This is a genomic window from Arthrobacter sp. HY1533 (genome assembly GCF_027568515.1).
Lineage (GTDB): Bacteria > Actinomycetota > Actinomycetes > Actinomycetales > Micrococcaceae > Specibacter.
The window spans coordinates 184,680-200,372 of record NZ_JANKZF010000009.1 but is presented as its reverse complement, the minus strand read 5'-3'; the positions used below and the strand labels follow the sequence as shown (position 1 = coordinate 200,372).

The 15,693-nt window shown below is 55.9% G+C and carries 12 protein-coding genes; 8 read left to right on the top strand and 4 right to left on the bottom strand.

All coding sequences use genetic code 11. From position 1 onward, the window contains the following. Entirely contained in the window at positions 1-582 is a 582-nt protein-coding gene (locus PCK14_RS09705; RefSeq protein ID WP_269938268.1) for an acetyltransferase, read from the bottom strand. A 1,885-nt stretch (positions 583-2,467) separates the two neighbouring features. Next, positions 2,468-3,658 (bottom strand): lipopolysaccharide biosynthesis protein, encoded by a 1,191-nt coding sequence (locus PCK14_RS09700; protein ID WP_269938267.1) that lies wholly within the window; start codon positions 3,656-3,658, stop codon positions 2,468-2,470. A gap of 376 nt (positions 3,659-4,034) precedes the next feature. Here PCK14_RS09700 and PCK14_RS09695 point away from each other — a divergent pair, with 376 nt between their 5' ends. From PCK14_RS09695 to PCK14_RS09660, 8 genes are all read left to right on the top strand, one after another. Then, a complete protein-coding gene (locus PCK14_RS09695; protein WP_333474354.1) occupies positions 4,035-5,276 on the top strand; it encodes a glycosyltransferase family 4 protein in 1,242 nt (413 codons plus the stop codon). A 60-nt stretch (positions 5,277-5,336) separates the two neighbouring features. Further along, a complete protein-coding gene (gene gmd / locus PCK14_RS09690; RefSeq protein WP_269938265.1) occupies positions 5,337-6,365 on the top strand; it encodes a GDP-mannose 4,6-dehydratase in 1,029 nt (342 codons plus the stop codon). Between the two features lies 1 nt (position 6,366). Continuing rightward, complete coding sequence (locus PCK14_RS09685) at positions 6,367-7,335, top strand: GDP-L-fucose synthase family protein (RefSeq protein WP_269938264.1); 969 nt, start codon at positions 6,367-6,369, stop codon at positions 7,333-7,335. A 45-nt stretch (positions 7,336-7,380) separates the two neighbouring features. Beyond that, positions 7,381-8,913: a polysaccharide biosynthesis tyrosine autokinase gene (locus tag PCK14_RS09680; RefSeq protein WP_442864695.1), complete on the top strand. Its 1,533-nt coding sequence runs from the start codon at positions 7,381-7,383 to the stop codon at positions 8,911-8,913. Positions 8,914-9,003: 90 nt separating this feature from the next. Continuing rightward, positions 9,004-10,428: a sugar transferase gene (locus PCK14_RS09675; RefSeq protein WP_269938263.1), complete on the top strand. Its 1,425-nt coding sequence runs from the start codon at positions 9,004-9,006 to the stop codon at positions 10,426-10,428. A gap of 193 nt (positions 10,429-10,621) precedes the next feature. Beyond that, positions 10,622-12,418: a DUF4012 domain-containing protein gene (locus PCK14_RS09670; RefSeq protein WP_269938262.1), complete on the top strand. Its 1,797-nt coding sequence runs from the start codon at positions 10,622-10,624 to the stop codon at positions 12,416-12,418. Positions 12,419-12,595: 177 nt separating this feature from the next. Further along, entirely contained in the window at positions 12,596-13,213 is a 618-nt protein-coding gene (locus PCK14_RS09665) for an LPXTG cell wall anchor domain-containing protein (protein ID WP_269938261.1), read from the top strand. A gap of 108 nt (positions 13,214-13,321) precedes the next feature. After that, entirely contained in the window at positions 13,322-13,774 is a 453-nt protein-coding gene (locus tag PCK14_RS09660) for a VanZ family protein (protein WP_269938260.1), read from the top strand. 18 nt (positions 13,775-13,792) lie between these two features. On the opposite strand, the gene sufU is transcribed toward PCK14_RS09660, so the two are convergent. Together sufU and PCK14_RS09650 are read right to left on the bottom strand one after the other, a co-directional pair. Further along, complete coding sequence (gene sufU / locus PCK14_RS09655) at positions 13,793-14,254, bottom strand: Fe-S cluster assembly sulfur transfer protein SufU (protein WP_269938259.1); 462 nt, start codon at positions 14,252-14,254, stop codon at positions 13,793-13,795. A gap of 3 nt (positions 14,255-14,257) precedes the next feature. Next, a complete protein-coding gene (locus PCK14_RS09650; RefSeq protein WP_269938258.1) occupies positions 14,258-15,574 on the bottom strand; it encodes a cysteine desulfurase in 1,317 nt (438 codons plus the stop codon). Between the last annotated feature and the right edge of the window lie 119 nt (positions 15,575-15,693).

Below are 15,693 nucleotides of genomic sequence, written 5' to 3'. Positions count from 1 at the left end.
TCAGCCTATTTCTTCAGACTCGGGAAACCTATTGCGAACGAATTGAGCAGGGTTTCCACGAACAACTATGCCATCCGCAACGACGCCAGAAACAACAGAAGCTGGCGCCACAAGTGCTGACTTACCGATACGTGAACCTCCCAGCACCACACACTTGGCTGTGATCCACGCGCCGTCCTCAATAACAACTGGCCTAGTAATCAGAGCCATGTCTTTGGCCAGAGCATGACTACCCGTCGTAATAAATGTTCCTTGTGAAATTACTACATCCGAGCCAATAGTTAAGGCGTCCTGATTGTGAAACCAAACGCTGTCTCCAATCCAGGAATCATTTCCGATAGTCAGTTTCCAAGGAAAAGCGACTTTTAGGCCGGGGCGGAGGATTACACCGTGGCCAATCGACGCCCCAAATAGCCGAAGTGCAGTTGCCCGAAGTCTTGAGCTAATCTGCCAATGGCTCGAAACCAATAACAATTGGATAGCACCCCATGCGTACACCACTATCTTCGGTCTTTCCCATGTGTCGCGCGCACCTGGCGCATCTCGCAGGGGGATGACTGGAATGAACTTGCTAGCTACCATTGTCCTTCTTCCAAAGATGCCGCCTATTTTCCCGTACAGTGTTCAGGTTTGATAGGCGACGAACGCTCAATCAGGGTATATACATTAATTATATGCTATTCGCGTGTTAAATTATCTTTGGGCTGCAGGATCGGAAGTGAAGTTTCGGCCAGAAGCCGCCGAAGTCAATGAGCCAGCGGCCGAAACTGTCGGTGTGGCTTCTGAGGCTCGGGCTGGGCCACGGAGATTTGCTGGTATTCGTTGATGGCGCCGGTGGAGCCATTGGATGATCCGAGCCTGTTCAATCTTTCGAGCATGATTGCCGCCCACTATTTGAATGGTGGCCGGCGTTCAATGAGTACAGGCCAACTGACGGAGACGCAGGTATCGGCTGATTCAACGACGACCTAGGTCGGCAGCCTATCTTGATGGACATACGACTCGCATAAGTGTTGATTCTCGACTGGACAATGCGCCGGTTTGTCTCCAACGTAACTTGGGCATCGGCAGCGAGGGGATCCAGCTGTCACCGTCTTTTTAGCGTTTAGTTTGGTAGAAGACTCGCCTGGTACGCGACTGCCGTTCGACTCGTCTTGGAGATCGAGTCGCCAGCGAGTCCATGGCGGCTGTCCGCATACAGTCTGACTCTGTGCAGACGGATTCCGACGATTTCCCCCAGCCAAGTTGATGGCTTGGACTGGAGCGTGACTGGAGACAGCCCCAGGCTGATGGGGCCAATAGCAACGGCACACCCACTTCCATAGCCCCCGTCCATGTCCTACCTTGCTGGCCGTGAGCGGGCGGAGCTTGGCAATGGCTTTTGTCGACTAGGGTTCAAGACTGATCTACTATGGGGGACCCGGCAAACCCCCTCATTCGCTGTTCTGGGTCGAGTCGTCGCCGGGCGAGCCGATCTGAACGACAACCCCCGTTGAAACGTTTGCGAGGGCCACCCATACCGCAGGAGAGAATGTCAATGAGCATCTCGGCCGACTCATCTACAGGGACCGTGTCCAAACTTCGCCAGAATTTCGGATACTTCTAAAGCGCGGCCCAGTACCGGTGAGATCTGTGTATTCGTGGCTCAGGCAAGGCGTCGTACAAATGATCACTGGTGGGTCAGATCTCTCCTGCCAGGGACTGCCACAGTCAAAGGCACGTAGACCGCTTCGGCCCACACCGACCGTGACGGCAGCCAATGTCGTCCAGCAAAGGCCACAGGAGCCAGGTGTGCCGCGATCGAAGAAACAGACTGTGACATAGGAGTAGCGAATCCGGACCGGACCGGTTTTCCGGCCAGATCTGGCCACTGGTGCCGGGTCCGGTGGTCACACGAAATAGCCCTGAGGCCCAATATGATCAATATCCCACGTGCGGCACAATGGCATGTCTAAACTGCTCACTGAATTCGATCAGGCCCTCAGTCAAAGCCCGGACAAACCGCCCGTTGCCGATAACTTGTCTTGGGGCCGTGGGGCAATGCCCAGCAGGCAGGGCGAACTTGACCTTGTCGCGGATAGGGCGAATTATTATTGTCGGTGGCGAAATTATCCCGTATCGGTTGATTTTCCAGACACGCAACACAAGGCCTAATTGTCGAATCTAGATATTCCGCAGACGGCCGTAGACGGCATTTTCGCGAATCACGCATCCTGTTGGTTCCTAATAAAGACAAGACAGCCAAGAGTAGAAAACGAGCCCTACCAATGACATCCTTGTCACGGCCTTCGCGATGGCACAAAGTGTTCAGCTCATGAGGGTGAAAGGTGGAGTTGCTGACGAAAGCTCCGTGGAAGTGGCAGTGGTATCGGAGCTTCTAAAGCCGAGTCCTTCCTTTTGCCAACACCTGATTCTAGTCAAAACGAATACTCGCCGATAAAAATGAAAATCCCATTTCCAGAGAGCTTCATTTCCCTAGCACCTCATCTCCGTAGCGCATAAGGACCCAGTAGCCTCTCGAAATTCGAATCACATAACCAATGGTAAGTGCATAAATGGCTCCGTTTGCACCAAATTGGCCAGCCAATACATAACAAAGTGGTAGTCCGAATAGGAAAGCAATCAGTGTAGCTTTGGTAGTTCTTCCTAACTGACCTAGCGAAGCTAGAATAATATCAATCATTGTTACGGTCATGTTGCTCGCGATAAACACGATTGCAAGGGCGGCGGCGGTCAGCATTGGCACGTGGATCTGGCCGTGACTCAATCTGGACATGATTTCTTGCGAAAAAACTAAGAAACCAATCGCAGCCAAAGTTAGACAACCGATTGAAATCTTTGCAACCTTTTTGCCTCGTGATTTGGTTTGATTAGAGACCGAAGCCATTTGTGATCTCAAGAAATCCATAACTGGAGAGTATGCAGTGTTAGCCTGTTTCCATACTCGGTCCACCAAAATATACAAAGGCAAAGATTGAGGAGAAACCCCCGCGACTATAAACACTGGCGCAGTGGAGTACGTGGCTCCAACGATTGAGCTGACGAAAGCATGCTTGTTGGATACGAACAACTGCCCTAAGGTTCTCGTTGTCCTCATATTCCTACTGTATCTGAGTGTTACTAGAATCGTTATGATCATTGAACTCAAAAGCCCAACGATAGGCCCCAGTAGCAACAACTGAATATCTTGGAATGACAATCCCAAAATGATTCCAATCGCAATAAAAACTATTCGAGGCAGTGTTTCACAAACAAATAACATTCCGGGCCGGCTGGTTCCAATGAAAAGCCAACTAACACGGAGTCCGAGGAAAGCTGTAGAAGCGAATGCCAGCAGTGAATCCGACGAATAACCTGGCACTTGTGCTGCCACCCAGCAAAGTACGGCGATAAATAAAACGAATAGCGGGATACGTATCTTGAGGGACTCAAGAATAAGGGTTAGATGAGCAGACAATGAACGACGACCCGCTTCACCCGGGCCATTGACATTCCATCCGTAATAGATGACTGCTGAAGCCCAGAGCCCTGCCGTTTGCATGACACCTATATGCCCCCAGCGAGTGGGGCCAACGAGCTGGATCATCGCCGGAATGCTGACAAGCGCCAGGAGGCCCATGACTATCACACCGATCGCATAGATTGCGATCGATTTCATTGAACGTTTCAATCTGGTCCTATCGGCTGAGGCTCGGAACGACCATGCTCCCGCACGCTATTCTCGTTCGACCTTCTTCGTTACACAGGCGACTTCCTCGGGTATCACCCGCGAGAGTCTGCCCGGCTTTTCATACGATTATGTCGGCTTTGAGTCGTCGTTCTCGTCACCCAAGATTCCGAGTCGATCGAACACAGAGTGATGAAACCAGAGGTTGATCCACTGCAGCAAGTTCACGATACCCTGTTGCCCACAGCAATCGGTAACTGTGGTCAGCGCCCGCCCAAACATGCACCACGTTGCGGCTTAAGTTGGGTCTTCCACTTGCAGGATCGGCTTGGAAGGAACTTCGCGCGCTCGGGATACCGCTACTCTTGTGTGTGTGACTCACCAGAATCTTCGCATCACAATCGTTGGCCTTAACTACGCGCCTGAGCCCACCGGAATAGCCCCATACACCACACGCTTGGCCGAAATGCTGGTCACCGAAGGACACATCGTCCATGTCCTAACAGGCTATCCACATTACCCGGAGTGGAAGCTCCAGGATGGCTACTCTGGTTGGCAGAAGACAGAGATAGTGAATTCGGTCAAAGTCAAGAGACTTCGCCACTTCATCCCGAACCGACTATCCAATGTCAATCGTATGCATTTGGAGCTCAGTTTCGGCGTGAGGCTACTCTTTGCGCGTTGGCATCGTCCTGACGTCGTACTTATTGTCAGTCCGTCTCTATTCGCGACCGCGCTGGTCCTCCTTCGATCAAAAATCGGAATCGGGCGAACTCTAACGGGAGTCTGGGTTCAAGACATTTATTCGCGTGGACTCGAAGAGACCGGCACCGGGAGTTCTCTTCAGACGCGGATCATGAAGAAGTTTGAAGGACTCGTTTTTCGATCGGCTACGAAAGTTACAGTCATACACAAACGTTTCCGAAAGTATCTCGTTAACGATTTAGGAGTTAAGTACGAAGATATAGGAGTAATTGGTAATTGGACCCACCTGAAGAAACGCCACCAAATTGACCGCGAGTCAACGCGCCTCGAGTTGGGCTGGGGAAATGAGACCGTGGTCCTCCATGCGGGAAACATGGGTGTCAAACAAGCCCTCGGAAACGTTGTTAATGCAGCAAGGGCTGCCGATGACTCTAGTTCTAACGTGAGGTTTGTGCTTCTCGGAGGCGGGAATCAAAAGGACAGAATTCAGGAGCTTTCGAGCGACGTCGACCGGATTCAATTCATCTCGCCACTGTCCGACGAGGCGTTCCAGGCCGCGTTGCACGCGGCCGACATCCTACTCGTTAACGAAATGAGTGGACTGCGTGAGATGGCGGTACCCAGCAAGTTGACTTCGTATTTCTCTGCAGGACTTCCGATTATTGCCGCGACAGAACACGATAGTACTACGGCAGGTGAAATAGAATCTTCTGAGGCTGGAGTCAGAATCGCACCAGATCGGCCAGACGAATTACTCGAGGTAGTATTGAAACTCGCCAACGATCCGGCTTTGTCACAAAAGTTAGGCCGAGCGGGCAAACTCTACGCCGAGAACGCGCTTTCCGAGGAAGCCGCTATAATCAAGTACAGCGCGTGGCTGCGCGACCTAGCCACAGCTAAGTAAAGTGATTTCGATCACAATAAAGCCAATTCATGACATTATTTCTTCCCAGGGGGACACGCGTTGACTAAGCGAGCACTAATTACCGGCATTACCGGCCAAGACGGGTCTTACTTGGCCGAGCTACTGCTCAAGAAGGGCTACGAAGTCCACGGACTAATTCGCCGAGCTTCGACGTTCAACACGACTCGTATTGACCACCTTTATGTCGATGCCCACGATCCGAACGCCAAGCTTTTCCTTCACTACGGCGACCTTAGCGATGCAGCTCGGCTTGTGACCCTGCTGGCGGAGATCAAACCTGACGAAGTCTACAATCTGGCAGCACAGTCGCATGTCCGCGTATCTTTCGATGAGCCAGAGCACACTGCGGATACCACTGGTGTTGCCACCGTTCGTCTACTCGAAGCCCTGCGCATGTCAGGTGTGAACGCCCGCTTCTACCAAGCATCAACTTCTGAAATGTTTGGGGCTACTCCCCCTCCCCAGGGCGAGGACACACCGTTCTATCCTCGTTCGCCCTACGGTGCCGCTAAGGTTTACAGTTACTGGATCACCAAGAATTACCGCGAAGCCTACGGGCTTTTTGCCGTCAATGGCATTCTTTTTAACCACGAGTCCCCTCGCCGAGGCGAAACATTCGTAACTCGAAAAATCACCAGGGCCGTTGCCGCCATCAAGGCTGGCAAGCAAACCGAACTCTATATGGGCAACCTTGATGCAGTACGCGACTGGGGATACGCTGCAGAATACGTTGAAGGTATGTGGCGTATGCTCCAAGTAGACGAGCCCGAAGATTTTGTACTCGCGACAGGTGTAGGCTACACGGTTCAGGATTTCCTACAAACAGCCTTCGATCACGCTGGGCTTAATTGGGAGGATCACGTGAGGTTTGACGAGCGCTACCTGCGCCCGACGGAAGTCGACGCGCTCATCGGTGACCCATCCAAGGCACACGCGAAACTCGGATGGAAGTCAACGGTTGAAACTCCTGAACTAGCCCGCATCATGGTTGATGCCGACATTGAAATTCTGAAGAATGCTGGCAGCCATTGGGTAGACCCCGTAAACTTGGCAAGTTGGAACTACTAAAATGAAGATAGAATTCACGCCTGGCGGACTTGATCGTGGCTCAAAGTTCTACGTTGCAGGCCATCGCGGCCTAGTGGGCTCCGCGATCATGCGCAAACTGGAATCCGAAGGCTTCACCGACTTGGTCGGAAGAACTTCAGCCGAGCTTGACCTCAAGGACAGAGAAGCCACATTCGCATTCTTCGCCGAAGTTAAGCCTCGCTATGTAGTTCTCGCGGCGGCCAAGGTTGGTGGCATTCTTGCCAACAGCAACTACCCCGTCGACTTCCTAAGCGACAACTTGCGCATACAGGTCAATGTCCTTGATGCAGCCCGCGAACATGGCGTCGAGCGCCTTTTGTTTCTTGGCTCGTCGTGCATCTATCCAAAGCTGGCCACACAACCGATCCGTGAGGACTCGTTGCTTACCGGCCACCTGGAACCCACCAACGATGCGTACGCCATCGCCAAAATTGCCGGAATCCTCCAAGTTCAGGCTGTGAGGCGCCAGTACGGGCTGCCTTGGATTTCTGCAATGCCCACAAATCTCTATGGGCCTGGCGACAACTTTTCCCCTCAGGGCTCCCATGTCTTACCTGCTCTTATCCGTCGCTACGACGAAGCCGTTCAGTCAGGCGCGCAGTCACTTACAAATTGGGGAACCGGGACACCGCGCCGCGAATTCCTTCATGTCGACGATATGGCTGCCGCTTGCCTCCACCTCATGGAGAACTATGATGGCCCGGATCAAGTAAATGTAGGGACAGGTACAGACGTAACCATCAAGGAACTCGCTGGATTGGTCGCGGATGCGGTCGGATACAAAGGCGAAATGCTCTGGGACGTCTCCAAACCCGACGGGACGCCACAAAAGCTACTAGACGTCTCGAAGTTGGAAAGTGCCGGCTGGAGATCTGAAATCCGGCTCGCAGACGGCGTCCAGAATACGGTGGAATGGTACAGATCCAACAGGAGTCAGCTCCGAGGTTAGCAGCCAGCCATAGGCGACATATTTAACAAATAGACTCGCAGAAAATTGGTCCAGGCACTTCCTGTCATCAATGCATTCAATTCATCAACACGGGGGAATCTGCTCTTGGAATTTCGGGACTACCTGCTCATTTTGCGGCGCAATTGGATAGCCATTGTTGCTCTGACCTTGGTCGGACTATTGTTCGGAGGGCTGGCGTCGATACTGATCAAGCCCATCTACACAGCTCAAACTCAGCTATTCGTGGCAACGCAGAACTCTGGGTCGGTGCAGGATCTTCAGACTGGCAATAGTTTCATACAGGCTCGAGTTTCCTCGTATGTCAAGACTGCAACCACGCCAACAGTCTTGCAACCTGTGATCGATACGTTGGGACTGAATGTAACTCCGCAGCAGCTCTCCTCCAAAGTTTCAGCCTCTTCCGATCTGAAAACAGTTCTAATCACCATTTCTGTGGACGATAGCTCTCCGGTACAAGCCGCCTCGATCGCCCAAGGCGTGGCCAATAGTCTCATTAAGGCAGTCGACACTTTGGAAACGCCTACGACTGGCGGCGTCTCTCCCGTCAGGGTTTCAGTGGTAACCCCCGCAATCGCGCCGGTGTCACCATCAGCCCCAAACTTAAAGGTCAATTTGGCGCTAGGACTCATCGTTGGATTGGCGCTAGGTTTGTCTGCCGCAGTTCTCCGGACCACGCTGGACACACGTATACGAAGCGAGCGCGATCTGAAAGTCGTGTCGCAAGCTCCAGTCCTAGGCGGCATTGCTTTCGATCCAGACGCTGCGAAGAGCCCTCTGGTGTCACATGATTCACTTCATAGCCAAAGAGCTGAGTCTTTTCGCCAACTACGTACGAATCTCCAATTTGCTCATGTAAGTCACAAGAGCAAGACCGTATTGGTTACCTCCTCACTTCCTGGCGAAGGCAAAAGCAGCACGGCAACGAATTTGGCCATTGCCATAGCGGAAGCGGGCCAGTCGGTCGCCCTAGTTGACGCGGATCTCCGCCGCCCCATGGTGGCCACCTATCTAGGCCTCGAAGGGCAAGCTGGCTTGACTACTGCGCTCATTGGTCAAGCGGATGTTCAAGACCTCATGCAACCTTGGGGAAAGAATGAACTTCACGTACTAACGTCCGGACGAATTCCTCCGAATCCCAGTGAATTGTTGGGTTCCATGGAGATGAAACAACTGATAGAACGACTTGAGCAAGTCTTCGATGCAGTCATTATCGATGCTCCGCCGCTACTGCCCGTAACGGATGCTGCTGTTTTGTCCCAGCAAGTTGGCGGTGTCCTCTTGGTCGTTGGATGCCACACGGCCAAACGGGCTCAAGTGGAGAAGGCTATTTCAACGCTGGACCTTGTTGACGCTGATGTGCTCGGTGTCGTCTTGAATCGCGTGCCGACGAAGGGCCCTGACGCATATTCATACAATTACTACGGCTATACACCAGTGGTTGGAACACCTCCACGCCGGTCAAAGGGTTCCAAGGATGTCACGCCGACCCTCGTGAATACGACGGGCGATGCTTTCGACGACATCATTCAGGGCAGAACGTCACGTCGCGGTCAATAGTGCCATGCAAATGATCTGAGCTACGGCTTCGTTAGTCGATTGGCGTTCGCCAACCTAAGATATATTCAATTTTTATTGTGGGGGAAATCGTTGAGTTCCGAAAATTGGCGGGCAAACTACGTGCGGCGAATTGGTATTGCTGACGCCGCCATTGTTGTGTGGTCCGTATTGGGGGCGCACCTAATTCGGTTCGGTTTGGATGGTGACGACCATGTGGCTGGTGCACCATATGTGATCATAACTGTATTGCTACCCATCGCATGGTGGCTCATGCTCGGAGCATGGGGAAGCCGCGAACCCCGAATTCTCGGTTCTGGTGCAGATGAATATAAGAGAGTGTTTGCCTCAGCGTTGTGGTTGTTCGGCGCCCTGGCAATCGTTTCATATGCATTTCAAATGGACTTGGCTAGGGGTTACGTAGGCATCGCTTTTCCGATTGGCGTCGTGGGACTGATCACTGGCCGATGGATCCTACGGCAGCATCTGGCTCTCGAACGAGTCAAAGGCAGAAGCACAGCGCATGTTTTAATCGTAGGTGGTCCAACAGCCGTAGCCCACTTGGTTGACGCTCTGCGACGTTTCCCACAGGCGGGATATTCACCAGTTGGCGCCTATGTCCAAGGTCTCACAGATCCTCAAATAGACGAGTCATTTGAATTTCCGATCTACCAAGGCAACAATGCTGCCCTAGATATTTTGGCAGCCGTTCGGACCAGTGGCGCTGACACCGTTGCACTTACCGCGGGTCTTCACCTAAATCCAGTGACCATGCGGCAATTGGGCTGGGAACTAGCTGCAGTGAACATCGGCCTGATAGTGGCTCCAGCACTCACCGACATTGCCGGACCGCGCATCCACACGCAGCCGGTGGCTGGGCTGCCGCTGATCCATGTGACGACGCCACGACTCGAAGGTGGCAAGCGAGTCGCAAAAAGGGCGTTTGACATTCTTGCATCGTCATTGCTGCTCGTAATTTTCTCCCCCGTCATGCTCACAATTGCCCTTTGCATAAAGTTGGACAGCCCCGGTTCGGTGTTCTTCCGACAAGAGCGTGTCGGTATGCTAGGCGATCCATTCACTATGCACAAGTTTCGATCCATGGAAATCAACGCTGAGCAGCGACTGCACGAACTGCAGAAAATTAATGAGGGAAGTGGGCTGCTTTTCAAATTGAAAGTTGATCCACGAGTCACTCGCGTCGGGTCCATCCTTCGAAGGTTTAGCTTGGATGAGTTGCCACAACTTTTCAATGTCTTTTCTGGATCGATGAGTTTGGTTGGCCCTCGGCCCCCTCTATCCGTCGAAGTTGATGCCTATGAAGAACACGTCCGGCGACGGCTTTTGGTCAAGCCTGGCCTCACTGGACTTTGGCAGGTCAGCGGCCGCTCCAACCTGTCGTGGCAAGATTCAGTGCGTTTAGATCTTTACTATGTCGAGAATTGGTCAATGGCCGGGGATCTGGCCATTGTCTTTAGGACAGTTCAAGCAGTTGCGAAGCGGGATGGTGCGTATTAGTGCGGTCTAGCCCAGCGTTGTCGGTTTCCCTGCGCTCAATTGGACCGTTGTCCAGCCAAAAGTGTCGCTTCCCTGCCGGAAAGGCTGTCAAGTGAATCGTTCCTCGGGTCACTCAGTGGCGCTATCACCGAATTCCCAGCGTCGACGACGCACGAAACAGGTGCCGCGTAAACGCAAACTCTTTCGGCGCTTGATGTGGGTAGGCATCTCTCTGGTAGCCGCGCTGGCGATTTTCGGTGGAGCTGCCGCTTGGCTCGGCCTGAAGGCTGGCATCGTCAAGGACAACCTGCAGTCAACAACCGAGCTGCTGCCTCAGCTGAAAAAGCAACTCACGTCCAACGATCAAGCAGGAGCTGCGGCAACGGTTGAGGAATTGGCAGGCCACACCGCCGCAGCGAAGTCTGCGGGAACAGACCCAGTATGGAAGGCTGCCGGCGCACTCCCGTGGGTTGGACCCAATTTTTCTGCGGCCACTACCGTCACGGTCACCGCGGATGATGTTGTCCAGCTTGCAGCCAAGCCGTTATTGGGCTCCTTTGAATCCCTCAATTGGAAAGCACTCACACCCGCCAATGGCGCCGTGGGGCTTGAAGCCATCAGCTCTGCTGCCCCCAACGTAGTTGCAGCTGCAAATACGGTCCAGCTCTCCTATGACAGGCTGGCGGACATAGACAAGTCCAAACTCATGCCGCAAATCGCCAAACCACTTGAGCAGGCCGAACAACAGCTCGACGACTTACGCGGCACACTCAATGTAGCGTCAAGCACTGTTCGTTTGTTGCCGGCCATGATGGGCAGCGGCGAGCCTCGCAATTACCTGCTGCTTATTCAAAACAGCGCAGAAGTCCGTGCCACGGGAGGCATCCCTGGTGCGTTGGCGTTGCTCCGAACTGAGCAAGGGAAGATCGCGCTCACCACTCAAGATTCAGCCTCGAGGATGGGTGTCTTTGATCCCGCCCTCAATGTGGATGCAGCACAGGAAGCCATCTACACCAACCGTCTGGGCAGCTACATGCAGAACGTCAACATGACGCCAGATTTCCCCACGGCAGCCAGCACAGCACGGACCATGTGGCAGGAGCGCCACCCGGGCGACGTCATTGACGGTGTCATAACCTTGGATCCCCCGGCACTGGCCATGGTCTTGAAGGCCACCGGATCCGTTGATGTCAGCTCCGCAATTCCCGAAGGTGTGGACATTGGCAGTTTGCCCACCACCTTGACAAGCCAAAACCTGGTGAAGGCCCTGTTGTCAGATGTGTATGCCAACATCCAAGACCCCAAGCTGCAGGACGCCTACTTCGCTGAGGTGGCCAAGAAGATTTTCGCTGAAGTCTCCTCCGGGGATACCTCGGGTGAAAAACTCATCTCGGCGTTGGGCCAGGGCGTTGAGGAAAACCGAATCAAGATTTGGTCCTCCCATGCTAATGAACAGAATCTCTTGGCTTCCCAGCGCATAGGTGGCGCCATCTCAGGGCCCAGCGTTGCTCCGGCTGCTTTTGGTGTTTACTTCAATGACGGCACGGGCGCCAAGATGGATTACTACGTCAAAAGAACAGTCCAACTAGTCCAAAAGTGCCGTGCAGGCGAGTACGGCCAGTACACGGCACGCATCACGCTGACCAACACGGCGCCAGCCGACGCAGCCACGTCCCTGCCAAGGTACGTCACGGGGGACGCAGTCTTTGGGGTAGCCCGTGGCAACGTAGCAACCAATGTGATTGCCTATGGTCCATCCCAGGCCCGTACAGAGGCTGCCCGCGTCGACGGCAAACCCACGCCAGTGGGTTCCTTTACGCACGCTGAACGCCCTGTTGGCGTGATCCGGGTGGACCTTGCGCCAGGCCAGAGCACCACCGTTGAGTTGGACTTCGGCAAGGTTGTCCAGTCTAGCGAGGCCAAACTGGACGTCACACCGACTGTGCAAAACCCCGCAGACGTCATCCTGCCGCCGGAGATGGCTGACACCTGCACAACCGCAACAAAATAGTCAAATTCATGGCGTCAACAAGTCTTTTGCAAACACCTGTTGACGCGAACATTAAGAATGTATATCAATTGGATTGAACTTGGTTTGTACCATGAAGTGCTGATAGTCTCGAACAGGCTTCTCAGCTCATCGGGGGCACACAGCCATTTTCGCAGGAAATTTAGTGGGGGAACCTCAATGAAAAAAACACTCGTCAGCCTGGCACTTGCCGGCATCCTAACCCTTTCGGTAGGAACAGTTGCGGCCCAGGCCGCACCTGACTACCCCGCCGAAGGCTCGGCCACCGTCTCAGACACCGTAGTGGTCCCGGGTCAGGCAGTAACTTTCGCAGGCTCGGGCTTCGCCCCGGGTGAGACCATCGACGTCACTGCCACGCAGACCAGCGCCGTGGCAGGCGGAGCCATTGGCTCCATCGGCGGCGGCATCTCCATGTCCAAGCCGCTCATCGTCAAGGCCGTGGCACCGTCCACGTTCACCACGCAGGCAACGGCAGCCGGTACCTTCTCCCTGCCCGTCACCCTGAGCGCAAACGGCACCTGGACCCTGACGGCCGTTGGCCGCACCTCGGGCAACAAGGCCTCGCAGGTAGTCAAGGTTGTCACCAGCCTCCCGGGCAGCGGTTCAGGCACCGGTGCCGGCGACGGCAACACCGTTGCTGACGGCGAAAAGGGTGGCCTGGCCAACACCGGCATCGACACCGGCGTGCTGGTCTGGTCCCTGGTTGGCGCCGGCGCACTTGCCGCAGGCGTTGGCACCGTGGTGGTTTCACGCCGCCGCAGCCGCCAGGACGCATAGCACTTAGGATTCTTTCCGGCTGGCCCGGAATGCAGTGATGGCCCGGAGCATTTGCTTCGGGCCATCACTGCATTCCGGGCCATTTGCGTACTCCCATAGACTGGCAGCGTGAGCACAACCAGCCATAGAATCGCCGTCTTCCTTGCGGTGGCTTACTTTGCCGCCCTGGCCGGCATCCTGTTGTGGCCGTCCCCCGTGGACCGGCCCATTGACGGCGTGCTCATGCAACTCATTGAGTGGCTGCACAACCGCGGCCTGCCGCAATGGTTCATCACGTACCGCAAGGTGGAGTTCGCGGCCAACATCCTGCTTTTTGTACCGTTCGGGGCCATCTTGGCACTGCGGCTGCACCGCTGGCTCTGGTGGCTTTCGGTGGTCATTGCCGCGGCAGTGTCCGGGGCCGTTGAGCTGGCGCAGGGCATCTTCCTGCCGGAGCGTGTCCCCGCCTGGAGCGACATCGTCGCCAACACCTTTGGCGCTTTCATTGGCGCCCTGCTGGTGTTGGTCTTGTGGTCGCTCAGCCGCAGGCATGCGCTGGCCATGGCTCGCCGGGCACCCTAGCCGCAGCGGCAGCCGCCGCTAGCGGGTCTGGTTCAACGCGTCCTCTGCCGCAACCCAGGCCAGCATGGCGCACTTGACGCGGGCCGGAAACTTGGAGACGCCAGACAGTGCCGCAGCGTCCCCCAGGACATCTTCGTCGGCCTCGTGCTTGCCGCGGGAGCGCATGACCTCGCGGAAGCTGTCGATGAGCGACTGCACCCCTGCCTTGTCCAGGCCCACCACCATGTCGCTGAGGATGGACGCCGACGCCATCGAAATGGAGCACCCGTCCCCCGCCCAGTGGATGCCGGAAACCTGATCACCCTCGGTCTCCAGGCGCAGCGTGATCTCGTCGCCGCATACGGGGTTGAGCTGGTGGCACTGGCCAACATTGGCGGGAAGTTGGGTGGCATCAAGCTGCTCGGCGGGCAGGTCGCCGCCGCGCCGGGCCTTGGACTCCTCCAAGATGATCTGCTGGTAAAGCGAATCGAGTGAACTCAAGGCCTACGCCCCTTCCACGCCGAAGTACGCACGGACCCCGGCCACGGCGGCCAGGAACGCATCGACATCGGCAGTTGTGTTGTACAGGTAGGCACTGGCCCGGGTGGAGGAATTCAACCCGAGCCGGCGGTGCAGCGGCTGGGCGCAGTGGTGGCCCACGCGGACGGCGATGCCGGCAGCATCAAGGAACTGCCCGACGTCGTGCGCGTGCACCCCCTCCACCTCAAAGGCTGCCAGCCCTGCCCTGGGAATGCCCGACGCCGGCCCCAGGACACGGATGCCGTCGATCCCTTCCAGCCCCCGCACCAGGCGCTGGCCCAGTTCCGCCTCCCAGGCGTGGATGCGCTCCATGCCCGTCTCGCTCAGGTAGTTGGCGGCCGTGGCCAGGGCCACGGCCTGGGAGATGGGCTGGGTGCCGGCCTCGAAACGCTGCGGGGCGGGCAGGTAACCGGCCTCCTCCATGGTGACGGTGGTGATCATGGAGCCGCCCGTGAGGAACGGCGGCATGGCGTCAAGCAATTCTGCGCGGCCGTAGACCCCGCCAATGCCGGTGGGCGCGAGCATCTTGTGGCCCGAGAACACGGCAAAGTCAACGTCCAGCGCCTTGACGTCCAGGGGCAGATGCGGGGCGGACTGGCAGGCATCAAGGACCACGAGTGCACCTACCTGGTGCGCCATGGCGGCCAGCTCGGCGGCCGGGTTGATCACGCCGGTGACATTGGAGACGTGGGTGAAGGAAAGGACACGGGTGCGGGCGTTGATGAGCTCCGCTGCGGCGGCCATGTCCAGGGTGCCGTCGTCGTGGATGGGGATGAAGCGCAGTGTTGCGCCCGTGCGGCGGCACAGTTCCTGCCAGGGGATGAGGTTGGCGTGGTGCTCCATCTCGGTGACCAGGACCTCGTCGCCGGCGCCCAGGGCGAACTTTTTGGCTGCCTCGGAAACCTTGCCCACACTGGCGTTGCCAAAGGAGTAGGCAATCAAGTTCAGGCCCGCCGTGGCGTTCTGCGTCCACACCAGCTCGTTTTCCGCGGCACCGATGAAGCCGGCCACGGTGGCGCGGGCGTCCTCAAAGGCGTCCGTTGCATTCACGGCCAGGGTGTGGGCGCCGCGGTGGACGGCCGCGTTGCGCTGCTCGTAGAACTCCTGCTCGGCCTCCATGACGCTTTGCGGGTTCTGCGAGGTGGCGCCGGAGTCAAGGTACACCAGCGGCCTGCCGTTGACGTCCTGTTCCAGGATGGGGAAGTCGTTGCGAATGCGCAGGACTTCAGCATCGCCCAGTGCCTGGGCGGATGGGTGGGTGGGATGTGCATGTGATGCCACTTGGCTTCTCTGCTCCTTAGCCGGAACCGCAAACGCGGTTCTTAATTACGCCACGTTTCTGTTCTTCTATTTTCGCACGTCCGCACGGCCCCCAGACCCACTCATGGCGGGCGCACTTC

Coding starts and splice junctions, on each gene's coding strand:
- PCK14_RS09705 (WP_269938268.1), bottom strand. CDS start 582: ATGGTAGCTAGCAAGTTCATTCCAGTCATCCCCCTGCGAGATGCGCCA.
- PCK14_RS09700 (WP_269938267.1), bottom strand. CDS start 3,658: ATGAAATCGATCGCAATCTATGCGATCGGTGTGATAGTCATGGGCCTC.
- PCK14_RS09685 (WP_269938264.1), top strand. CDS start 6,367: ATGAAGATAGAATTCACGCCTGGCGGACTTGATCGTGGCTCAAAGTTC.
- PCK14_RS09670 (WP_269938262.1), top strand. CDS start 10,622: ATGTGGGTAGGCATCTCTCTGGTAGCCGCGCTGGCGATTTTCGGTGGA.
- PCK14_RS09665 (WP_269938261.1), top strand. CDS start 12,596: ATGAAAAAAACACTCGTCAGCCTGGCACTTGCCGGCATCCTAACCCTT.